This window comes from Pseudomonas sp. FP198, from assembly GCF_030687895.1.
Lineage (GTDB): Bacteria > Pseudomonadota > Gammaproteobacteria > Pseudomonadales > Pseudomonadaceae > Aquipseudomonas.
Map to the genome: position 1 here is coordinate 5,290,800 of NZ_CP117452.1, position 23,149 is coordinate 5,313,948.

General features: G+C 61.9%; 10 protein-coding genes. 6 read left to right on the forward strand and 4 right to left on the reverse strand.

Annotation, left to right across the window (positions count from 1 at the left end):
* Nucleotides 1–200 precede the first annotated feature (200 nt).
* Nucleotides 201–3,140, reverse strand: coding sequence for a bifunctional [glutamate--ammonia ligase]-adenylyl-L-tyrosine phosphorylase/[glutamate--ammonia-ligase] adenylyltransferase (gene glnE, locus PSH78_RS24085; RefSeq protein ID WP_305497280.1), 2,940 nt, complete (start codon nucleotides 3,138–3,140; stop codon nucleotides 201–203).
* A gap of 382 nt (nucleotides 3,141–3,522) precedes the next feature.
* Between glnE and aceE the strand changes: the two genes are divergently transcribed.
* From aceE to msrA, 5 genes are all read left to right on the forward strand, one after another.
* A complete protein-coding gene (gene aceE / locus PSH78_RS24090) occupies nucleotides 3,523–6,168 on the forward strand; it encodes a pyruvate dehydrogenase (acetyl-transferring), homodimeric type (protein WP_305497281.1) in 2,646 nt (881 codons plus the stop codon).
* Nucleotides 6,169–6,179: 11 nt separating this feature from the next.
* Nucleotides 6,180–7,823 (forward strand): dihydrolipoyllysine-residue acetyltransferase, encoded by a 1,644-nt coding sequence (gene aceF, locus PSH78_RS24095; protein WP_305497283.1) that lies wholly within the window; start codon nucleotides 6,180–6,182, stop codon nucleotides 7,821–7,823.
* 401 nt (nucleotides 7,824–8,224) lie between these two features.
* Nucleotides 8,225–9,616, forward strand: coding sequence for an alkaline phosphatase D family protein (locus tag PSH78_RS24100; protein WP_305497284.1), 1,392 nt, complete (start codon nucleotides 8,225–8,227; stop codon nucleotides 9,614–9,616).
* Between the two features lie 194 nt (nucleotides 9,617–9,810).
* On the forward strand, nucleotides 9,811–12,504 hold the full coding sequence (locus PSH78_RS24105; RefSeq protein WP_305497286.1) for a bifunctional diguanylate cyclase/phosphodiesterase: 2,694 nt from the start codon (nucleotides 9,811–9,813) through the stop codon (nucleotides 12,502–12,504).
* Nucleotides 12,505–12,588: 84 nt separating this feature from the next.
* Nucleotides 12,589–13,236 (forward strand): peptide-methionine (S)-S-oxide reductase MsrA, encoded by a 648-nt coding sequence (gene msrA / locus PSH78_RS24110; protein WP_305501380.1) that lies wholly within the window; start codon nucleotides 12,589–12,591, stop codon nucleotides 13,234–13,236.
* A 526-nt stretch (nucleotides 13,237–13,762) separates the two neighbouring features.
* On the opposite strand, the gene PSH78_RS24115 is transcribed toward msrA, so the two are convergent.
* The 3 genes from PSH78_RS24115 to putP all read right to left on the reverse strand — a co-directional run bounded on the left by PSH78_RS24115 (nucleotide 13,763) and on the right by putP (nucleotide 18,544).
* Entirely contained in the window at nucleotides 13,763–14,602 is an 840-nt protein-coding gene (locus tag PSH78_RS24115; protein ID WP_305497287.1) for a 23S rRNA (adenine(2030)-N(6))-methyltransferase RlmJ, read from the reverse strand.
* A gap of 143 nt (nucleotides 14,603–14,745) precedes the next feature.
* Nucleotides 14,746–16,770 carry a type VI secretion system tip protein VgrG gene (locus tag PSH78_RS24120; RefSeq protein WP_305497288.1) on the reverse strand — a complete coding sequence of 675 codons (2,025 nt, stop codon included), beginning with the start codon at nucleotides 16,768–16,770 and terminating at the stop codon, nucleotides 14,746–14,748.
* Nucleotides 16,771–17,059: 289 nt separating this feature from the next.
* A complete protein-coding gene (gene putP, locus PSH78_RS24125) occupies nucleotides 17,060–18,544 on the reverse strand; it encodes a sodium/proline symporter PutP (protein ID WP_305497289.1) in 1,485 nt (494 codons plus the stop codon).
* A gap of 463 nt (nucleotides 18,545–19,007) precedes the next feature.
* On the opposite strand from putP, the gene putA reads away from it, so the two are divergent.
* A complete protein-coding gene (gene putA / locus PSH78_RS24130) occupies nucleotides 19,008–22,961 on the forward strand; it encodes a trifunctional transcriptional regulator/proline dehydrogenase/L-glutamate gamma-semialdehyde dehydrogenase (RefSeq protein WP_305497290.1) in 3,954 nt (1,317 codons plus the stop codon).
* The last annotated feature ends 188 nt before the right edge of the window (nucleotides 22,962–23,149 follow it).

Genomic DNA, 23,149 nt, shown 5'->3' on the forward strand with positions numbered 1-23,149 from the left:
CGCCTGACACTCCGCCTTCGCGAGCAGGCTCGCTCCCACAGGGGGCCTGCACAAGTTTCAATTACTGCGCAGCACCACAAATCCAGTGTGGGAGCGAGCTTGCTCGCGAAGAGGCCGGCACATCCAACATCCATGGCGCCTGGCACTCCGTCTTCGCGAGCGGGCTCGCTCCCACATTTGTATCTTCAGCTCATAAACCTTCAGCCCAGCCCCAACTCCCGCCAGATCCGCATCACTTGTCGACGCTCCTCGACGAACTGATCGCCTGCGATCACCCCGGCGTCTTTCTGCAGAGCCTGGCGGTGGGCGGCGGAGCGGTAGGCCTTGTAGGCTTCGCGCAGCAGCGTGGCGTCCTCGGCGGGCAGCAACCCGACCTCCTGCAAACCGTCCAGGATGCGGATGTTGTCGGTATAGCGGACCAGCGATGGATGTTCCTCGGACCATGCCAGGGCCGCGTATTGCACCATAAATTCAATATCGACGATACCTCCGGCATCCTGCTTGAGATCGAAGGGTGCCGTGGCTTCGAAGGCATTTGGCGCGGTTCCGGCGGCGGTGGCCTTGCTGCCGAGATTATCGCGCATCTTGGCGCGCATCTCGCTGACCTCCTGGCGCAATGTCGGCAAGTCACGCGAGCGTCCCAGTACCTGAACGCGGACTTTTTCGAACGCCTGGCCCACATCCTGGCTGCCCACCAGCACCCGGGCACGGACCAGCGCCTGATGCTCCCAGGTCCAGGCTTCGTTTTCCTGGTAGCGGGCAAACGCCCCCAGGGAACTGACCAGCAAGCCCGACGCCCCGGAAGGTCGCAGGCGCATGTCCACCTCATACAGCTGCCCGGAGTTGGTCTGGGCCGTCAGCAAATGAATGATCCGCTGGCCAAGCCGGGTGAAAAACTGTGCGCCGTCGATGGGTTTCGGACCATCGGTTTCGGCCTGCGGGTCGCCGTCGTGGATAAACACCAGATCCAGGTCGGAACCATGCCCCAGTTCCAGCCCCCCGACTTTTCCATAACCGACAATAATAAAGCCCGGATCACACAGGCTGCCGTCGGTGCGCAGTGGTACCCCATGCTTGGCGGTCGTCTGGCGCCAGGCCAGGGCCAGCACCTGTTCGAGAATCGCTTCGGCCAGCCAGGTCAGGTAATCGCTGACTTTCATCAGCGGCAGGCTGCCAGCGATTTCCGAGGCGGCCACCCGCAAGCGGTGCGCCAGTTTGAAATGCCGCAAGGCTTCCATCTGCTGCTCAAGATCGTCCTCGGGAATTCGTGTCAGACGCTCGCGCAACTCCGCCGCGAGCTCAGGCGCCAGGGGCGGCTTGAACAAACGGCCTTCATTGAGCAATTCATCGAGCAACAGCGGGAACCGGGTGATCTGTTCGGCGATCCACGGACTCGCCGCGCACAGCGTCAACAAACGCCGCAGGGCGCCGGGGTTCTCGGTCAACAGCACCAGATAGGCCGAACGGCGGGCGACGGCCTCTACCAGCGGCAATACCCGTTCGAGCACCAGGTCCGGGTCGGCATGTTCCACCGCCTGGGCGAGCAGGCGCGGAATGAACGCGTCCAGGCGCTCGCGCCCCAGGCGCTGCATGGCGCGCAGCTGCGGGCTGGCACGCAGGACAGCGAGGGCCTTGAGCGCCCTGGGTGCATCGGCAAACCCGGCCTCCTCCAACTGGCGACACGCCGCTTCCTCGTCCTGGCTGTCTTCCCACAATGGCAACCATTCGCCGCCAACCACCACTTCGCCTTCGCCGCCCTCGTCCTCATCCGGGTCAGCGATGACCTGGCCAAAATGCCACGCCACCCGACCGCGCCAGTACATCAACTGCTCGTGGAACGCCACCCAATCGACGAAGCCCAGCATGAACGCAATGCGCGCCTGGTCTTGGGGGTTATCCGGCAGCATCTGGGTCTGGCGATCGGCAATGGCCTGGATCGCATGCTCGGTGTACCGCAGGAATTCATAACCCTGGCGCAACTCATCAATGACCTTGGCCGGCAAGTAGCCCTGGCCTTCCAGGGTGCTCAATACTTTCAACAACGGTCGTTGCTGCAAGCTCAAGTCACGACCACCATGGATCAGCTGGAACGCCTGGGCAATGAACTCCACCTCGCGAATGCCGCCCGAGCCCAGCTTGATGTTGTCGGCCATGCCTTTGCGCCGCACCTCCTGCTGGATCAGCTGCTTCATGGTGCGCAGCGCCTCGATGGCAGAGAAATCCAGGTAACGGCGATAGACGAACGGGCGCAGCATGTCGAGCAATTGCGCGCCGGCCACCTGGTCGCCGGCCACCACCCGCGCCTTGATCATGGCGTAGCGTTCCCAGTCGCGGCCCTGATCCTGGTAATACTGCTCCAGCGCGTTGAAGCTCAATACCAGCGCACCGGCCGAGCCGTAGGGGCGCAAGCGCATGTCGACGCGGAACACGAACCCGTCGACGGTCATCGGGTCGAGGGCCTTGATCAGGCGCTGGCCGACGCGGATGAAAAATTCCTGGTTATCCAGCGGCCGCTTTGCGCCAACGGTTTCGCCGCCTTCGGGGTAGGCGAAGATTAGGTCGATGTCCGACGACAGGTTCAGTTCCACCGCACCCAGCTTGCCCATGCCCAGGATGACCATCTGCTGCGGCTCGCCACTGCGCCGGCCGGTGGGGATGCCGAATTGCTGGCTCAGGCGCTGATACAACCACTGATACGCCTGGTCGATGCAGGTGTCGGCCATGTCCGAGAGATCACGACAGGTCTGTACCAGATCGGCCTGGCGGGTCAGGTCGCGCCAGATGATCCGCACCTGCTGACGGGTGCGCTGGCGCCGCAGTACGCGACCCAGTTCGTCCTCGCTCTCGGCGGCTCGTACGGCAGCGGCGATCTGCCCGCACATTTCACCCGGCGCCAGGCTGCGGTCCAGCTCACCGCTGCGCACCAGTTCCAGCAGCATTACAGGATCCCGTACACTTTGTTCGATGACAAAGTCACTGGCGGCGGCGACGCGGTTGAACTCGGCCCAACGCTGCGGCGTCCAGGCGGACAGCCCGTGATCGTCGTCCAGGGAAGCGACCGCCGCGCGGAACGACTGCTCGGCGCGACTGACCAATGACTGGAGAATTGCCGGAATTTCGGCAAGCGAGGGCAGGCTCATGGTCTATCCTTGATCGGCGCGGGAAAGGCTGGATGTAGTGTTTTTTGAAAAGCCACTACCTGATCGACTGTCGAACAAAGATGATAAATAGCTGATTTTCTGATTTTATTGGCAGCCGGCATCAAGTTTTTACCTGTTTGAGTTGGCTAAAGACCAACAGTAACGATTATTCTCACAACGAAACGAGGGGCCATAAGCCGCTCATGTGTAGTTTTACTACTCGTCTATACATTCGAAAGGCTGAAACGGCCAACGATTTGTAGTAAAACTACACGCCGCCGAAACAACCTTCGGCAATCCAAGAATTTATATCGTCTGCCCACAAGGCCAGTCGCAAACTCAGGCAACCGATTCTGGTAGCCTTTCCGCCCTGGAGCAAGCCATGCAAGACCTCGATCCCGTCGAAACCCAGGAATGGCTGGACGCCCTGGAATCGGTTCTCGACAAAGAAGGCGAAGACCGTGCTCATTACCTGATGACCCGTATGGGCGAACTCGCCACCCGCAGCGGTTCGCAACTGCCCTACGCCATCACCACGCCGTACCGCAACACGATCCCCGTTACCCACGAAGCACGCATGCCTGGCGACCTGTTCATGGAACGCCGCATTCGCTCGCTGGTGCGTTGGAACGCGTTGGCCATGGTCGTGCGGACCAACCTGAAAGATTCTGACCTGGGCGGTCACATCTCCAGCTTCGCCTCCAGCGCGACACTGTATGACATCGGCTTCAACTACTTCTTCCAGGCCCCGACCGACGAACACGGCGGCGACCTGATCTACTTCCAGGGTCACGCATCGCCAGGCGTCTACGCCCGTGCGTTCATGGAAGGCCGCATTACCGAAGACCAGATGAACAATTTCCGCCAGGAAGTGGACGGCAACGGCCTGTCCTCGTATCCGCACCCTTGGCTGATGCCGGACTTCTGGCAGTTCCCGACCGTATCCATGGGCCTGGGCCCGATCCAGGCGATCTACCAGGCACGCTTCATGAAGTACCTGGAAGCCCGTGGTTTCATCCAGCCAGGCAAGCAGAAAGTCTGGTGCTTCATGGGCGACGGCGAGTGCGACGAGCCGGAATCCCTCGGCGCAATCTCCCTGGCCGGCCGCGAGAAGCTCGACAACCTGATCTTCGTCATCAACTGCAACCTGCAGCGCCTCGACGGCCCGGTTCGTGGCAACGCCAAGATCATCCAGGAACTCGAAGGCGTGTTCCGTGGCGCCCAGTGGAACGTCAACAAAGTCATCTGGGGCCGTTTCTGGGACCCACTGCTGGCCAAGGACGTCGACGGCATCCTGCAGCGTCGCATGGACGAAGTCATCGACGGCGAGTACCAGAACTACAAGGCCAAGGACGGCGCGTTCGTCCGCGAGCACTTCTTCAACTCGCCTGAACTCAAGGCGATGGTTGCCGACCTGTCCGACGACGAGATCTGGAAGCTCAACCGTGGCGGCCACGACCCGTACAAGGTCTATGCGGCCTACCACCAGGCGGTCAACCACAAAGAGCAACCGACCGTCATCCTGGCCAAGACCATCAAGGGTTATGGCACCGGTGCCGGCGAAGCGAAGAACACCGCGCACAACACCAAGAAGGTCGATGTAGAGAGCCTGAAGCTGTTCCGCGATCGCTTCGACATTCCGGTCAAGGACAGCGAGCTGGAAAACCTGCCGTTCTTCAAGCCGGAAGAAGGCAGCGCCGAGGCCCGTTACCTGGCCGAGCGCCGCGCCGCCCTGGGTGGTTTCGTGCCGCAGCGCCGCGCCAAGAGCTTCAGCATCCCGACCCCGCCACTGGAAACCCTCAAGGCGATCCTGGACGGCTCGGGCGACCGTGAAATCTCCACCACCATGGCCTTCGTGCGGATCCTCGCACAACTGGTCAAGGACAAGGAGATCGGCCAGCGCATCGTTCCGATCATCCCGGACGAAGCCCGTACCTTCGGTATGGAAGGCATGTTCCGCCAGCTGGGCATCTACTCGTCCGTCGGCCAGCTCTACGAGCCAGTCGATAAAGACCAGGTGATGTTCTACCGCGAGGACAAGAAGGGCCAGATCCTCGAAGAAGGCATCAACGAAGCGGGCGCCATGAGCTCGTTCATTGCCGCCGGTACTTCGTACTCCAGCCACAACCAGCCGATGCTGCCGTTCTACATCTTCTATTCGATGTTCGGCTTCCAGCGTATCGGCGACCTGGCCTGGGCCGCTGGCGACAGCCGTACCCGTGGCTTCCTGATCGGCGGTACCGCCGGCCGGACCACGCTGAACGGCGAAGGCCTGCAACACGAAGATGGCCACAGCCACATGCTGGCCGGGACCATCCCGAACTGCCGCACCTATGATCCGACCTACGGCTACGAGCTGGCGGTGATCATCCAGGACGGCATGAAGAAGATGATCGAAGAGCAACAGGACGTCTTCTACTACATCACCGTGATGAACGAATCCTACCAGCAGCCAGCCATGCCGGCCGGTGTCGAGGCAGGTATCGTCAAGGGCATGTACCTGCTCGAGGAAGACACCCGCGAAGCGGCGCACCACGTCCAGCTGATGGGCTCCGGCACCATCCTGCGCGAAGTGCGTGAAGCGGCGAAGATCCTGCGCGAAGAATTCAACGTCGGCGCCGACGTCTGGAGTGTCACCAGCTTCAACGAATTGCGTCGCGACGGCCTCGCTGTAGAGCGCAGCAACCGCCTGCACCCTGGCCAGAAGCCGAAACTGAGCTACGTCGAAGAATGCCTGAACGGTCGCAAAGGGCCGGTCATCGCCTCTACCGACTACATGAAGCTGTTCGCCGAGCAGATCCGCCAGTGGGTTCCGTCCAAGGAATTCAAGGTACTGGGCACCGACGGTTTCGGCCGTAGCGACAGCCGCAAGAAGCTGCGTCACTTCTTCGAAGTCGACCGTAAGTTCGTTGTGTTGGCAGCCCTGGAAGCACTGGCTGACCGCGGCGATATCGAACCCAAGGTGGTGGCCGAGGCCATCGTCAAGTTCGGCATCGATCCGGAAAAACGCAACCCACTGGACTGCTGAGGAGAATTTTCGTGAGCGAACTCATTCGCGTACCTGACATCGGCAGCGGTGAAGGTGAAGTAATTGAACTGTTTGTGAAGGTCGGCGACCGTATCGAAGCCGACCAGAGCATCCTGACGCTTGAATCGGACAAGGCCAGCATGGAAGTGCCCGCGCCGAAGGCCGGTGTCATCAAGAGCCTGAAAGTGAAGCTGGGCGACCGCCTGAAAGAGGGCGACGAGCTGCTGGAACTGGAAGTCGAAGGCGCCGCTGCGGCACCTGAAGCGCCAGCGCCCGCTGCGGCCCCGGCGGCGGCTGAAAAGCCTGCCGCTGCACCGGCTGCAGAAGCCGCTCCGGCGGCCGCGGCTGCACCTGCGGCAGCCTCTGTCCAGGACATTCATGTCCCGGACATCGGTTCGTCGGGCAAGGCCAAGATCATCGAAGTACTGGTCAAGGCTGGCGACACCGTCGAAGCCGACCAGTCGCTGATCACCCTGGAATCCGACAAGGCCAGTATGGAAATCCCTTCGCCGGCTGCCGGCGTGGTGGAAAGCGTCGAGGTCAAGCTGGACGACGAAGTCGGCACCGGTGACTTGATCCTCAAGCTGAAGGTAGCCGGTGCCTCGGCACCTGCCGCGCCAGCCCCGGCTGCGCCTGCTGCCAAGCCTGAGTCGGCCCCGGCTCCGGCTCCAGCCGCCGCGCCTGCCGCCAAGGCCGAAGCGGCTCCAGCCCCCGTCGCCGCTGCGCCTGCGCCAAGCGGCGCCAAGGTGCACGCCGGCCCAGCCGTGCGTCAGCTGGCCCGTGAGTTCGGCGTCGAGCTGTCGGCCGTCGGCCCAAGCGGTCCTCACGGTCGCGTGCTGAAGGAAGACGTGCAGGCCTACGTCAAGGCCATGATGCAGAAGGCCAAGAACGCACCGGCCGAAGGCGCCACTGGCGGCGCGGGTATCCCGCCGATTCCGGCGGTGGACTTCAGCCGCTTCGGTGAAACCGAAGAAGTCGCGATGACCCGCCTGATGCAGATCGGCGCGTCGAGCCTGCATCGCAGCTGGCTGAACATTCCACACGTGACTCAGTTCGACCAGGCTGACATCACCGAACTGGAAGCCTTCCGCGTCGCACAGAAAGCCGTGGCCGAAAAGGCCGGCGTGAAGCTGACCGTGTTGCCGCTGCTGCTCAAGGCTTGCGCGCACCTGCTCAAGGAACTGCCGGACTTCAACGCCTCCCTGGCCCCAAGCGGCAAGGCTGTGATCCGCAAGAAGTACGTGCACATCGGCTTTGCCGTCGACACCCCGGAAGGCCTGCTGGTACCGGTCATCCGCAACGTCGACCAGAAGAGCCTGCTGCAACTGGCTGGCGAAGCCGCTGCCCTGGCCGAAAAAGCCCGGAACAAAAAGCTCACCGCCGACGACATGCAGGGCGCCTGCTTCACTATCTCCAGCCTCGGCCACATTGGCGGCACCGGCTTCACGCCGATCGTCAACGCGCCGGAAGTGGCGATCCTGGGTGTCTCCAAGGCCACCATCCAGCCAGTCTGGGACGGTAAAGCCTTCCAGCCCAAGCTGATGCTGCCGCTGTCGCTGTCCTACGATCACCGTGTGATCAATGGTGCGGCCGCTGCACGCTTCACCAAGCGCTTGAGCGACCTGCTGGGCGACATCCGCACCATCCTGCTGTGACACCGAATGGCCCTCCTCACGGAGGGCCCTTTGGAATTCGTTTTCCGAGCGCCACGCTCGTACCTCAACCCCGCCCGTCTGGCGGGGCTTTTTTTGTCTGCGATTCAAGTCAGGCAGTTGCCATCCCCATCGCGAGCAGGCTCGCTCCCACAATGGATCGGTGGGGCTTGCACGGTCTGAAGGACTACTCCTGTGGGAACGAGCCTGCTCGCGATGGCGGAATGTCAGGCATCGCGGCAATCTTCCTACCCCGCAAGCATTGAATGACTACGCCCTCTGCTGCTTATTCCCCACAACCTGCGCCCCCTTCCCCATCAACATTTTCCGCGCGCAGGGCCTTAGCATCGAACCGCCAAGGCATCTTGATACGTGCCCCATTAAAACTTCGAATGGATTCGAATATGTTCAAACCTACCGTCGGCCCTATCGTCGGCCATACCACGTCCCATCACGCCCGGATATTCCTGCGAGGCGACCACGCCAACAACAGGGTCTTCGCCGGGATTCGCCACAGGCGCCAAGGTGACACCCGCTGGTCGCAAGGCCAGTTCGTGCAATTGAAGGCTTACCGCGACATGACCGCTGTGATCGTGCTCAAGGGTCTTCGCGCCGATACCGCCTACGAATACCAGGCGGGCTGGTTCAGCCCCCTGCGCCCGACCCATACCACGGCGACCGTGCAGCAGTTGCCATTGCCATGGCCCGGGGAGGTTTACCACTTGCGCACGCCGTCCGTCACGGATAACGCTGCGCGCAGCTATATCGTGGGCTCCTGTCGTTATCTGCAGATTGCCGGCGACGTGCCGTTGTTGCCCGGGCTCGGTGACCGCATCTTCGCGAGCATCAACCACCTCGTGAAGCGGGCTGATCCGCCGATCAGTGCCGTGCTGATGACCGGTGACCAGGTCTACCTCGATGACCTGAACAAGGTCGCCCCGGACCGCAGCGCCCGGGACATTCTGTTCAAGTACCGCACGGCCTTTTCCCAGCCGCATATCAGGCGGTTGATGTCCAGCGTACCGACCTACATGATCCTCGATGACCATGAAATAGAGGACAACTGGCCCGCCAATAAAGAACCGGACGATGAGCGTCTATACGCCAACGCCCTGGATGCCTATGCGCTGTATCAGGCCAGCCATGGCCCGGCTGGCGAAGACCTGGACGACGCAAGCCCAGGCCGACCGCCGCGACGATTCTGGTACCTGTTCGCTCATGGGGATATCCAATGGTTCGTCACCGACAGCCGGACCCGACGCAACCTGTCGGCGGCTGACCGGCGCATCCTTGATCAAGAACAGGAGCAGGCGCTGCTCGAATGGCTCATCGGCAGCACTGCCAGGGTCAAGTTTGTCGTGACCAGCGTCATGTTCTACCCCGATCGCAGACTTGATGACGGGGACGCCTGGCAAGCCTTCCCGCAGCAACGCCTGCGCCTGATCGAAGCCATCCGCACGCACCGGATCAAAAACGTGATTTTCGTCTCCGGCGACGTGCACGGCTCCCTGACCAGCCGCCTGGTTCACAGCCAGGATCCTGATTTCGTAGTTCACACCATCGTTTCCTCGCCGCTGTGCAACAGCCTGCTGCTGCCCTACGCCACAGCCTCGAGTTTCATTATCGGCGAGCCCATGGCCAAGGCAGCGGGCGGCGAATATCGATATGAACTGACCAGCAAGGTCATCAGCCAGGACAATTTTGCTCAGCTGCGAGTAACGACCCAGAGCATCCAAGTGACCTTTCATGACCGTGACGGCGGCCTCTTGGAGGTCGTCGATATACCGTTGCGCTGACCAGCGGTGGCACAACAAATGCCTCTGATCGGCCGGCCACTGGAGAAATCCGCTGTTCGGCCGATAAAAGGTTTATAGCACTTGGCCTTCATGTCTCTTGTCAGCCAGTGCCGCAATGATGCAACCTTGCGGCAATCCGTAATAACGAGGGCGTCAGCCCGGCGCGATCAGCATCTTCGAAGCGAGTTTCCCTCATGAAAAGCCAACCCGATGCCGCCAGCCGTATGGCGGCCGAGGTAGTGACGCAGTTACCGGTGCCCTCGCGGCTCGGTATGCTGCGTTTCGAACGGCTGAATGAAGCAAGCTGGGCGCTGCTGTTTCTCGATCCCAACTGCGAACGTTACTTTGGCCTGCCGGCCGTCGAGCTGTGCTCGCTGGTGAGTTCGCCCTACGCCAGCCTCATGGAGCCGGAAGCACGCTACCAGCTGCACGACGCGATCCAGCAGCAGTTGACCCAGGCCCCTCATTACCAGATCAGCTACACACTGCACACCGCCAGGGGACCGTTGCACCTCCTGGAAACAGGTGAAACCTACAAACAGCACAACCGCCATTTGCTGCGCGGCTATCTGCTGGTGGTGGACAGCCTGCTGCCGACCGAGCCCTCCGTGCCGGCGCTCGATCTGGAAACCCAGAACTCGCGCCTGCAGATCGCTCTGGAACTGAACCAGCGCGCCCAGCAGGAGCAGCTCCAGCATCTTGACCGGGTGCGCGCCCAACAAGACCTGATCCTGCTGCTGACCCGCCAGCGCTACAGCGCCAACAATTCGTTGCAGGAAGCCGCCGAGCTGATTACCCGCAGCGCCTGCGATATCTACCAGATCGACAGCGCCAGCATCTGGAATCTGGAGGACGGCAAACTGCTGCCGATCTCGGCCTATAACCGCGCCTCCCAGGACTATTTCCTGCCGGAAGTGATCAATGCCAGCGAGTTTCCAACCTACATGGAGGCCTTGCAGACCTGCCGCGCCATTGACGCCCACAACGCGATGCGCGACCCGCGCACCCGCGAGATGGCCGAGAACCTGCGCGCCCGCGACGTCAACGCGATCCTCGACGCCAGTATCCGTATCGACGGCCAGGTGGTGGGCGTCCTGTGCCTTGAGCAAGTAGGCGTCACCCGCGCCTGGCAATCGGACGAAATCGCCTTCGCCGGCGAACTGGCGGACCAGTTCGCCCAGGTCATCAACAACCACAACCGGCGCACCGCCACCAGTGCCCTGCACTTGTTCCAGCGCGCGGTGGAACAGAGCGCCAACGCGTTTCTGCTGGTCAACTGCGACGGCGTGGTGGAATACGTCAACCCGAGCTTCACCGCCATCACTCAGTACACCACCGAAGAAGTCCACGGTCAGCGCCTGTCCGAGTTGCCGGCCCTGGAGAATCTCAGCGAACTGCTCTTCGACGCACCGTCGGCCCTGGCCCAGAGCAACAGTTGGCAGGGCGAATTCAAGAGCCGGCGCAAAAATCTCGAGCCCTACTGGGGCCAGCTGTCGATTTCCAAGGTCTATGGTGACAACCGCGAACTGACCCACTACATCGGCATCTACGAAGACATCACCCAGACCAAACTGGCCCAGCAGCGCATCGAACGCCTGGCCTACACCGACAACCTGACCAACCTGGGCAACCGCCCGGCGTTCATCCGCAATCTCGATGAGCGCTTCGCCCGGGACAGCGACTCGCCCATCAGCCTGCTGCTGGTCGACATCGACAACTTCAAGCGCATCAACGACAGCCTCGGCCACCAGACCGGCGACAAGCTGCTGATCAGCCTGGCCCGACGCCTGCGCAACAGCCTGAGCCCAAGCGGCAGCCTGGCGCGGTTCGCCAGTAACGAGTTCGCCGTGCTGCTGGATGACACCGGCCTGGAAGCCGGCCAGCAGATCGCCAGCCAATTGCTGATGACGCTCGACAAACCGATGTTCGTCGACAACCAGTTGATCAGCGTGACCGGTTCGGTCGGCCTGGCCTGCGCACCGTTGCATGGGCGTGACCCGCAGACGCTGATGCGCAACGCCGGCCTCGCCCTGCACAAGGCCAAGGCCAACGGCAAGCATCAGGTCCAAGTGTTCACCGAGGCGCTGAACGCCGAGGCCAGCTACAAGCTGTTCGTGGAAAACAACCTGCGCCGCGCCCTGACCCAGAATGAACTGGACGTTTTCTACCAGCCCAAGCTGTGCCTGCGCAGCGGTCGCCTGCTGGGCATGGAGGCTCTGCTGCGCTGGAACCACCCGGAAAAAGGCATGATCCGTCCGGACCAGTTCATCAGCGTGGCCGAGGAAACCGGCCTGATCATCCCCATCGGCAAATGGATCGCCCGCCAGGCTTGCCGCATGAGCAAGCAATTGACCGCTGCCGGCCTGGGCAACCTGCAGGTGGCGATCAACCTGTCGCCCAAGCAGTTCTCCGACCCCGACCTGGTGGCCTCGATCGCCAGCATCCTCAAGGAAGAGCAACTGCCCGCCCGCTTGCTGGAACTGGAGCTGACCGAAGGTCTGCTGCTCGAAGCCACCGAAGACACGCACCTGCAACTCGACCAGCTCAAGCGCCTGGGCCTGACCCTGGCCATGGACGATTTCGGTACCGGTTATTCATCCCTGAGCTATCTGAAGAAATTCCCGATCGACATCATCAAGATCGATCGCAGCTTCATCCATGAGATCCCGGATAACCAGGACGACATGGAAATCACCTCCGCCGTGATCGCCATGGCCCACAACCTCAAACTCAAGGTCGTCGCCGAAGGCATCGAGACCGCCCAGCAGCTGGCGTTCCTGCGGCGCCACCGCTGCGACGTCGGCCAGGGCTACCTGTTCGACCGGCCGATTCCCGGCGCAGAGCTTGTCGAGAAGCTCAAGCGCTACCCGCGCGGCCCTCTTGTCTGACAGCCGCTTATAGCGAGCAGCGGCTTTTCTGAGGCACACTGACGGTCTATTTCGCTCAATTCAATCTGACTGAGAGGACTGATGATGGTCTTGCGCTCGGAAATCCTGGTGAACAAAAACGTGCTTCCTACTCAAGAACAATCTCTGCCTGGCCGTGAAACCCCAATGACCGTGCCGGAAAAACACTTCGTCCATGACGCGCCGCTGCTGGGCCCGTTTGCCATGGACGTGGACTTCGCGATCTTCGGCCTGGGTTGCTTCTGGGGTGCGGAGCGTAAGTTCTGGCAACGTGAAGGCGTGGTCAGCACCGCGGTAGGTTACGCGGGTGGCTTTACGCCAAACCCGACTTACGAAGAGGTCTGTTCGGGCCTGACCGGCCACAGCGAAGTGGTGCTGGTGGTCTACGAGCCGGCGAAGGTCAGCTACGAGCAGCTTCTGAAGATGTTCTGGGAACTGCACAACCCGACCCAGGGCATGCGCCAGGGAAATGACATTGGCACCCAGTATCGCTCGGTGATCTATTGCACCACGCCCGAGCAACTGGAAGCGGCGAAGAACAGCAAGGACGTGTTCCAGGCTGAGCTGAACAAGGCCGGTAAAGGCGAAATCACCACCGAAATCGACGAAGCGCCGACCTTCTACTTTGCCGAGGCGTATCACCAGCAATACCTGGCGAAGAACCCTGAAGGTTATTGCGGCATTGGCGGTACGGGCGTGACTTGCCCGATCTGACCATTCTGAAAGTATTGCGAGCAGGCTCGCTCCCACAATGGCCGGGGTCGAACCTATAGGGTGAGTACACCCCAAGCCCTGTGGGAGCGAGCTCGCTCGCGATGGCGTCCTGACAGTCGGCCAGGGGGGTTGTTGACTGGGTACATATCCGTTGTTGCGGTAACGGCGGCTTATGGTTCCGCCCTTACGGCGGGTCACTTTCAAAAAGCGTGAAAGTAACCAAAGCGCTTTAGCCCCACCACTCGGTGCCTCGCTAAGGCTCGGCATGCCCTCACTCCGGCATTGCTCCGTGGGCCCGCCGCGAAGGGCCATCCCTGGCCCAGCGCGGCTACCCCGGCATCCATGCCGGGATGCCCACTCCACAATGCCTGCGTTCGGCCAGCGTGGTTAACGGGGCGCCTCAGATCAAGATCAAGATCAAGATCAAGATCAAAAGCAAGGCGCCCTGATTCTCGCGGGGGTACCCCGGTTTCATTGTGGGAGCGAGCTTGCTCGCGATGGCGTCCTTACAGACACCACCAACACCTCAAGCTTCAGCAATCAACCAATCCATCTGCCACCCACCCTGGGTTTGCCCGAGCTTCTTGGACAACCATGGCAGCAATTCCCGCAATTCTTCCTCAAGCCCCCAGGGCGGATTGGCAATGGCCAGGCCGGAGCCGTTCAGGCTGTTCGGCGTGGCCAGCGGATGCACCAGCAATTCCACCCGCAACAGCTTCGGCGCGCCGGTGCCGGCCAGGTCCTGGTAGAAGCGCCGCAACATGCGCTGGTCCTTCACCGGGTACCAGATCGCCGCGACCGTCTGGCGCATCCGGCCGATGGCCTCCTTGAGCGAAGCGGCGCAGCGCTGCATCTCGTCGAGCTGCTCAAAGGGAGGATCGATTAGCATCAGCCCGCGCTTCTCGCTCACCGGCAGCAGAGCCCGCGGCACATGCCAGCCTTCGCCCAGGTGCACCGCCACGCGACGGTCACCCTTCATGTTGTCCTTGAGCAGTACGCCGTCTTCGGGATGTTTCTCGTTGAGCAGCACCCGGTCCTGCGCCCGGGTCAGGCGCCGCGCCAGTTCCGGTGAGCCCGGGTAATAACGCAACTGGCCGTCCGGGTTCATCTCGTGCAGCACCTTCATGTACTCGGCGGTCAACGGCGGCAGGTCATCCTGGCCCCACAACCGCGCGATGCCTTCCAGGTATTCGCCGGTGCGATTGGCCTGGTCGCCCTGCAAGTCGTACAGCCCGATGCCCGCGTGGGTATCGAGGTAGGCAAAGGGCTGCTCCTTGCGCGACATCAGGGCAATGAGGCGGGTCAAGGTCAGGTGTTTGAACACATCGGCGTGATTGCCGGCGTGGAAGGCGTGACGATAATTCATGGCGGCTCCTGCGAAGGCCGAGGAGTTTACCTTGAAGCGTGCCGAACGTCAGGGGTTCGCAGCCGAGCGGACGACAGCCATCACCCCTGTGGCGAGGGAGCTTGCTCCCGCTGGGCTGCGCAGCGGCCCCCTTACAACGGGCCTCAACACGCCAACAGATCGCAGGCGCCCGCCTTGCAGCGCTCGCATTCCTCGCAGAACGGCGCGGGGCTTTTCAGGCTGAGGATCTGCGCATGGCTAAGGGCCGAGGCCGGCGCGGCGGCGAGTTTTTCCGCCGCGCCGGGCGCAATGGCTTCGGCGCCCATGGTTGCCATCGGCGCACCACCGACCTGGATCGGCACGCTGCTGAAGATTCCGCCCGGACCGATGTTGATCCAGTGTCCACCGGCCTGGATGGTCGCGCTGGCGTCCCCCTCAAGCACGATCTGCCGGCCGGCACTGACATGAAAGCCTCCCACGGCGCTGATGGCCTGGTTGGCCACGCGGATATGCCGATCGCCCGTGACCAGCAGGTGATCGTCCTGGCGGACCTCGACCTGACGCCGACCGGCGGTGATGCGCTGCTCGTCATCCTGCAGTTCATGCCGCGACAAGCCGGCGACCACGATGCTGCGCTCGTGGTCGACCTGCACGCGCTGGTCGTGCAACACGTGCTGGGTCCAGTTGCGCTGGGCCCTCAGGTAGATTTCCTCGGCGCCCTTGCGGTCTTCGATGCGCAACTCGTTGTAGCCACCGCCACCGGGGCTGCTCTGGCTGCGCAATATGCTGCGGGTCTGGTCCGCAGGCAGGTCCAGCGGCACCGGGTTGGCGCCGTTCGGCAGACAGCCCACCACCAGCGGCTTGTCCACGTCGCCCTCCATGAACCCCACCAGCACTTCCATGCCGACCCGGGGAATCATCACGCCGCCGTAGTGATCGTGTGCCCAGCCGCTCGCCACTCTCAGCCAGCAACTGGAATGCTCGTCACGCTTACCGTCGCGATCCCAGACCAGTTGCACCTTGACCCGCCCGAACGCGTCGCAATGGATCTCGCTGTCCGCCGGGCCGGTCACCACCGCGGGCTGGTAGCCGTTGACGGACGGTTTGCCGTGCTGCAACGGCGGACGAAAGAACACTTCCCACGGCGTCGCGAGGAAGCTATTGCGGTAGCCCTGGAACTCATCCGCGCCGACAGCGGCGGTTTCTTCCAGCACCTGCGGCTGATGGCCATGGTGGTCAACCTGCGTCAGCAACCAGAGATCATTCCATTGCGCCCGGGGATGCTCCTTGATACGCATGAAATGTCCGCTGGCAAAAGCGCTGTCATCGCTGCCACCCTCCGCCAGGCACCCATCGCCCGCCTGCCGTTGGAGAGCATGCTGGGCCAGACGCTGGCCATCGTCGCGGTCGGTGAACTGGCCGGGGTAGTGATAACTCTCCAGAACGGGAAGTTGCTGATTGCCGATGTCCGCCTGTAACGAGAGGCCCGGCTTGCGAAAATCGTAGTCGCGCAACATCACGGCGTTGGTGTGGGTCTGCAGCCGCACGGCCAGGCGCTTGATAGCCGGCTCGGCGGCAGCCATGCCGCTGCCGGGCAGATACAAAGTGGACTCGGGCAGGCGCGGGAACACCGTCTGGTTGTCGCCAAATATCAGCAGGTGGCCGTCAGGGCTGTGTCGGAAGTGATAATGGATGCCGACTTCGGCGCAAATCCGTTCGATAAAAACCAGATCGCTTTCGTGGTACTGCACGCAGTATTCACGCTCGGGGTATTGCCCGCCAAGACTGAACTGGCAAGCATCGGCGAGAATACCGTGGTCCTTCAACACGCGGGCGATGATGTCCGGCACGCTCAGGTGCTGGAAAATCCGTTGGTTGATGCGATGGCGCAAGTAAGCCAGGCGAGGCACCAGGCTGACCTGATAACGGCTCAGCCGCTCGCCCGAATCGCCCTGGGCCACACTATAGACCTGGCCGTGGATGCCGCCACCTTGGTGATCGAAGCGCAGATAAGCCTGACGATGCAATAAATCTTCAAGCACCAGGTCGGGCCGCTCGCTGACCAGCTCCAGATCAAAGCGATAGGGCTGGCTGACGGCTTCCGTGCCCTTGAACTCAAGGACCTGCAATTCATTCGGGCCGCTGTCGAATGTCAGCGTAAAACGTGGCGAGTTGGCAGGCGCGAACATCCGATGTGCCTCTGCGAAAGGAAGGCGAGCGATTCTGCATGAGCCATGACGGATTGGACCGATCAGCGGAAAAAACAGATTTGCCTTACAGACGACGGGGCAAAAGTTGCACCAAACAAACGTATCGCCTGACATCGCGGTTTGGCAGAGCCTGTCAGGCAAAGTGAGGTAACGGCAGAGTTTCTCCAACAATCGGGCCGGGGCGCCGGCAAAAAAAACGGCCCGCCTCCATGAGAGACGAGCCGTTTTTCAAACCTTCAGACGAGCCATGACGGCCTCGCCGAGTGGCTTATTGATTCAAGCGGAAATCCTTCTCGGCCGCTTCGAAGCGCTGCAGCATGCCGGCGGTTGGCGAACCCATCTTGCTGACCACATAGATCGCCAGGCTGGCAAAGATGAAGCCAGGAATGATTTCGTACAGGCCCAGCAGCTCGAAATGCTTCCAGACGATTACGGTGATCGCACCCACCAGGATCCCGGCCAGCGCGCCGTTACGGGTCATGTCTTTCCAGATCACCGAAATCAGCACCACAGGACCGAAGGCCGCACCGAAACCGGCCCAGGCGTAGCTCACCAGGCCCAGTACACGGTTTTCCGGGTTGGCGGCCAGGGCGATGGCGATGACCGCTATCAGCAGCACCATGAAACGACCTACCCAGACCAGTTCCAGCTGGGAAGCGCTCTTGCGCAGGAACGTCTTGTAGAAATCTTCGGTCAGGGAACTGGAGCACACCAGCAATTGGCAGCTCAAGGTGCTCATGACCGCCGCCAGGATGGCCGACAGCAGGACACCGGCAACCCATGGATTGAACAGCAGTTTCGCCAGCTCGATGAACACACGCTCAGGGTTTTCGGTCACCGGACCGGCCACTTCCGGGTGCGCCGAGAAGTAGGCGATACCGAAGAAACCGACGGCAACGGTGCCGCCCAGGCACAGGATCATCCAGGCCATGGAGATGCGACGCGCCTTGGCAATCGACTTGACCGAATCCGCCGCCATGAAGCGCGCCAGGATATGCGGCTGGCCGAAGTAGCCCAGGCCCCAGCCCATCAGCGAGATGATGCCGATGAAGGTGGTGTTTTTCAGCATGTCGAACGACGTAGGGTCTTTCGCCTCGATAGCCAGGAAAGTGGTATCGACGCCGCCGGTGGCCAGCAGCACGATGATCGGCGTGAGGATCAACGCGAAGATCATCAGGGTCGCTTGTACGGTGTCGGTCCAGCTTACGGCCAGGAAACCACCGATGAAGGTGTAGGCAATGGTCGCGGCGGCACCGGCCCACAGCGCGGTTTCGTAGGACATGCCGAAAGTGCTTTCGAACAGACGGGCACCGGCAACAATGCCGGAAGCGCAGTAGATGGTGAAGAACACCAGGATCACGACCGCGGAAATGATCCGCAGCAAACCGCTCTTGTCTTCGAAGCGGCTGGAGAAGTAGTCCGGCAGCGTCAGCGCGTCACCGTTGTGCTCGGTCTGCACCCGCAGGCGACCGGCCACGAACAGCCAGTTCAGGTAGGCACCGATGATCAGGCCGATGGCGATCCAGCTTTCCGACAGGCCGGACATATAGATGGCGCCGGGCAAACCCATCAACAGCCAGCCGCTCATGTCGGAGGCACCGGCAGAGAGCGCCGTCACGACACTGCCCAGGCTGCGACCGCCCAGGATGTAATCGGAAAGGTTGTTGGTGGAGCGATAAGCCATCAGGCCGATCAGGACCATGGCTGCGATGTAGATCACGAAAGTGATCAGGGTAGGATTGCTGAAACTCATGAGTACGCCCTGGCTTTGTTTTTATGGTGCGGTGGCAGTTGAAAACCCGGACAACGCAGACGCTGTACCGACGTTTTGTGGACCCGCGAATTTATGACTGATGTTTCCCCAGGAAAGCCACCAGCCGATGCAGCTCGGCGTGAAGCCCGGTTGCACCTTGGCCGCGAATGCTATTCAACAATTCAAATAAGGTGCAACCAATTTCGTTCAAATAAGTTGCACCTAGTCGGAATATTCGTACGCAAGGCGATTTTCCGCACGTTATTGGTGCAAACAAGGTCGCTTTTCGACTGGCTGGCGCACCAACAAAGTGCAAAGCCTGTTTACGATCCAATGCGACCTGATGAGCTGCTCAATATTTCGACAAAAAACAGGTTGCACCCGGTTGCACCTCTATCGGCTCGCAGCTAATCTTGCCGCCAGCTGATGCCACGCCATACGTGGTAAACATGAGGATAAAAATATGGCTACCACCACCCTTGGGGTCAAACTCGACGACCCGACCCGCGAACGCCTGAAGGCGGCCGCAACCTCGATTGATCGCACGCCGCACTGGCTGATCAAGCAGGCAATTTTCAATTACCTGGAAAAACTCGAGGGTGGTGCAACCCTGACCGAGCTGAACGGTTCGACCCGCGCCGATAGCGATGATGCCGGTGAAGTCCAGCCCGACCACGCTCACCAGTGCTTCCTGGAGTTCGCCGAAAGCATTCTGCCGCAATCGGTCCTGCGCGCCTCCATTACCGCCGCCTACCGCCGTCCTGAGCCGGAAGTGGTGCCGATGCTGATCGAGCAGGCCCGACTGCCGGCCGAAATGGCCGAGGCCACCAACAAGCTCGCGGCGTCGATCGCGGAAAAACTGCGCAACCAGAAGAGCGCGGGCGGGCGGGCCGGTATTGTCCAAGGCTTGCTGCAGGAATTTTCCCTGTCGTCCCAGGAAGGCGTGGCGCTGATGTGTCTCGCCGAAGCACTGCTGCGCATCCCGGACAAAGGCACCCGCGACGCACTGATTCGCGACAAGATCAGCACCGGCAACTGGCAGCCGCACCTGGGCAACAGCCCGTCGCTGTTCGTCAACGCCGCCACCTGGGGCCTGCTGCTGACCGGCAAGTTGGTCGCCACTCATAATGAAGCCGGCCTGACTTCGTCGCTGAGCCGCATCATTGGCAAGAGCGGCGAGCCGATGATCCGCAAGGGCGTCGACATGGCCATGCGCCTGATGGGCGAGCAGTTCGTCACCGGCGAAACCATCGCCGAAGCCCTGGCCAACGCCAGCAAGTTCGAAGCCAAGGGTTTCCGTTATTCCTACGACATGCTCGGTGAAGCCGCGCTCACTGAACATGACGCCCAGAAGTACCTGGCCTCGTACGAACAAGCCATCCATTCGATCGGCAAAGCCTCTCACGGTCGTGGGATTTACGAAGGCCCGGGCATTTCCATCAAGCTTTCGGCCCTGCACCCGCGCTACAGCCGCGCCCAGTACGAACGCGTCATGGACGAACTGTACCCGCGCCTGTTGTCGCTGACCCTGCTCGCCAAGCAATACGACATCGGCCTGAACATCGACGCCGAAGAGGCCGACCGCCTCGAACTGTCCTTGGACCTGCTCGAGCGCCTGTGCTTCGAGCCGAAGCTGACCGGCTGGAACGGCATCGGCTTCGTGATCCAGGCCTACCAGAAGCGTTGCCCGTATGTCATCGACTATGTGATCGACCTGGCTCGTCGCAGCCGTCACCGCCTGATGATCCGCCTGGTGAAAGGCGCCTACTGGGACAGCGAGATCAAGCGCGCCCAGGTCGAAGGCCTGGAAGGCTATCCGGTCTACACCCGCAAGGTGTACACCGACGTTTCCTACATCGCCTGCGCCCGCAAGCTGCTGTCGGTGCCGGAAGTCATCTATCCACAATTCGCCACGCACAACGCCCACACTCTGTCGGCGATTTACCACATCGCCGGTCAGAACTATTACCCGGGGCAGTATGAGTTCCAATGCCTGCATGGCATGGGCGAACCGCTGTACGAACAGGTTGTAGGCAAGGTTTCCGAAGGCAAGCTGAACCGACCATGCCGTGTGTACGCGCCTGTCGGCACCCACGAAACGCTGCTGGCCTACCTGGTGCGTCGCTTGCTGGAAAACGGCGCGAACACTTCATTCGTCAACCGCATCGCCGACCAGTCGATTTCCATCCAGGAACTGGTGGCCGATCCAGTGGCAAGCATTGAGCAGATGGCGACGCGGGAAGGCGGTTTCGGCCTGCCGCACCCGCGTATTCCGTTGCCACGCGATTTGTACGGCAGCGAACGCGCCAACTCCAGCGGCATCGACCTGGCCAACGAACATCGCCTGGCCTCGTTGTCCTGCGCTTTGCTGGCCACCGCCCACAACGACTGGAAAGCTGCGCCGATGCTCGGCTGCGCCGCCAGTGAAGAAACCCCGGCACCGGTGCTGAACCCGGCCGATCACCGTGACGTGGTGGGCCACGTGCAGGAGGCTACCGTCGCTGATGTCGACAACGCCATCCAGTGCGCCCTCAACGCCGCGCCGATCTGGCAAGCCACGCCACCGGCCGAACGCGCCGCGATCCTGGAGCGCGCCGCCGACCTGATGGAAGGCGAGATCCAGCCGCTGATGGGCCTGCTGGCCCGCGAAGCCGGCAAGACCTTCGCCAACGCCATCGCCGAGGTGCGCGAGGCCGTGGACTTCCTGCGCTACTACGCGGTGCAGGCGCGCAACGATTTCACCAACGATGCCCACCGTCCATTGGGCCCGGTGGTCTGCATCAGTCCGTGGAACTTCCCGCTGGCGATTTTCAGCGGCCAGGTCGCCGCCGCACTGGCCGCCGGCAACCCGGTACTGGCCAAGCCCGCCGAGCAGACGCCTCTGGTGGCTGCCCAGGCAGTGCGCCTGATGCTTGAAGCCGGCATTCCGGAAGGTGTCCTGCAATTGCTGCCGGGCCGTGGCGAAACCGTTGGTGCCCGCCTGGTGGGTGACGATCGGGTCAAAGGCGTGATGTTCACCGGCTCGACCGAAGTCGCGCGCCTGCTGCAACGCAATATCGCCGGACGCCTGGACAACCAGGGCCGGCCGATCCCGCTGATCGCCGAAACCGGCGGCCAGAACGCGATGATCGTCGACTCCTCGGCCCTGACTGAACAAGTGGTCATCGACGTGGTGTCCTCGGCTTTCGACAGCGCCGGCCAGCGTTGCTCGGCCCTGCGTGTTCTGTGTCTGCAGGAAGATTCCGCCGACCGCGTCATCGAAATGCTCAAGGGCGCCATGGCCGAATCGCGCCTCGGCAACCCCGAGCGCCTGTCGGTGGACATCGGCCCGGTGATCGACGCCGAAGCCAAGGCCGGCATCGAGAAACACATCCAGGCCATGCGCGACAAAGGTCGCACCGTGTATCAGATGGCAATCGCCGACAGCGACGAGTGCAAGCGCGGCACCTTCGTGGTGCCGACCCTGATCGAGCTGGAAAGCTTCGACGAGCTGCAACGCGAGATCTTCGGCCCGGTGCTGCACGTGGTGCGCTACAAGCGCAAGGAGCTGGACCAGTTGATCGGTCAGATCAACGCTTCCGGCTACGGCCTTACCCTGGGCGTGCACACGCGCATCGACGAAACCATCGCCAAGGTGATCGACAACGTCCATGCCGGTAACGTCTATGTAAACCGCAACATCGTCGGTGCCGTGGTCGGCGTGCAGCCGTTCGGCGGCGAAGGCCTGTCGGGCACCGGTCCGAAAGCCGGCGGCCCGCTGTACCTGTACCGCTTGTTGTCGACTCGTCCTACCGATGCGATCCAGCAGTCCTTTGTACGGGGCGATGCCCTGTCGGCACCGGACCTGCGCTTGCGCGACGCCATGAGCAAACCGCTGACCGCCCTGCAAGCCTGGGCCGACAGCCACAAGCTCGCCGAACTGAGCGCCCTGTGCGTGCAGTTCGCGGCCCAGTCGCAAAGCGGCATCACCCGCCAGCTGACCGGCCCGACCGGCGAACGCAACAGCTACGCCATCCTGCCCCGCGAGCACGTGTTGTGCCTGGCGGACGTGGAAGGCGACCTGCTGACGCAGCTGGCGGCCGTATTGGCCGTAGGCGGCTCGGCCGTGTGGTCGGAAACCGACACCAGCAAGGCGTTGTTCGCACGCTTGCCGAAGGACATTCAGGCGCGTATCCAGCGGGTTGCCGATTGGACCAAGGACGACGTGTTGTTCGACGCAGTCCTGCACCACGGCGACTCGGACCAGTTGCGCGGCGTATGCCAGCAAGTGGCCAAGCGCGCCGGGGCGATCGTCGGCGTGCATGGCTTGTCCCAGGGCGAAACCAATATCGCCCTGGAACGCCTGGTGATCGAACGCGCGCTGAGCGTCAACACCGCCGCGGCGGGTGGTAACGCCAGCCTGATGACGATCGGTTAAGCGACGTTCGCTGAGCATCGGCAATAGATGCTCAGCCCACCGAACCTGTGGGAGCGAGCTTGCTCGCGATAGCGACCTGACAGCCAACATCTTTGTTGTATGTGAGATAGCTATCGCGAGCAAGCTCGCTCCCACATTTTATCCGCGTCAGATCACCCCCTGCGTTCTGCCACTCCATCACCCAAATC

Coding starts and splice junctions, on each gene's coding strand:
- putP (WP_305497289.1), bottom strand. CDS start 18,544: ATGAGTTTCAGCAATCCTACCCTGATCACTTTCGTGATCTACATCGCA.
- PSH78_RS24100 (WP_305497284.1), top strand. CDS start 8,225: ATGTTCAAACCTACCGTCGGCCCTATCGTCGGCCATACCACGTCCCAT.
- aceE (WP_305497281.1), top strand. CDS start 3,523: ATGCAAGACCTCGATCCCGTCGAAACCCAGGAATGGCTGGACGCCCTG.
- glnE (WP_305497280.1), bottom strand. CDS start 3,140: ATGAGCCTGCCCTCGCTTGCCGAAATTCCGGCAATTCTCCAGTCATTG.
- PSH78_RS24120 (WP_305497288.1), bottom strand. CDS start 16,770: ATGTTCGCGCCTGCCAACTCGCCACGTTTTACGCTGACATTCGACAGC.
- PSH78_RS24115 (WP_305497287.1), bottom strand. CDS start 14,602: ATGAATTATCGTCACGCCTTCCACGCCGGCAATCACGCCGATGTGTTC.
- PSH78_RS24105 (WP_305497286.1), top strand. CDS start 9,811: ATGAAAAGCCAACCCGATGCCGCCAGCCGTATGGCGGCCGAGGTAGTG.
- msrA (WP_305501380.1), top strand. CDS start 12,589: ATGGTCTTGCGCTCGGAAATCCTGGTGAACAAAAACGTGCTTCCTACT.
- putA (WP_305497290.1), top strand. CDS start 19,008: ATGGCTACCACCACCCTTGGGGTCAAACTCGACGACCCGACCCGCGAA.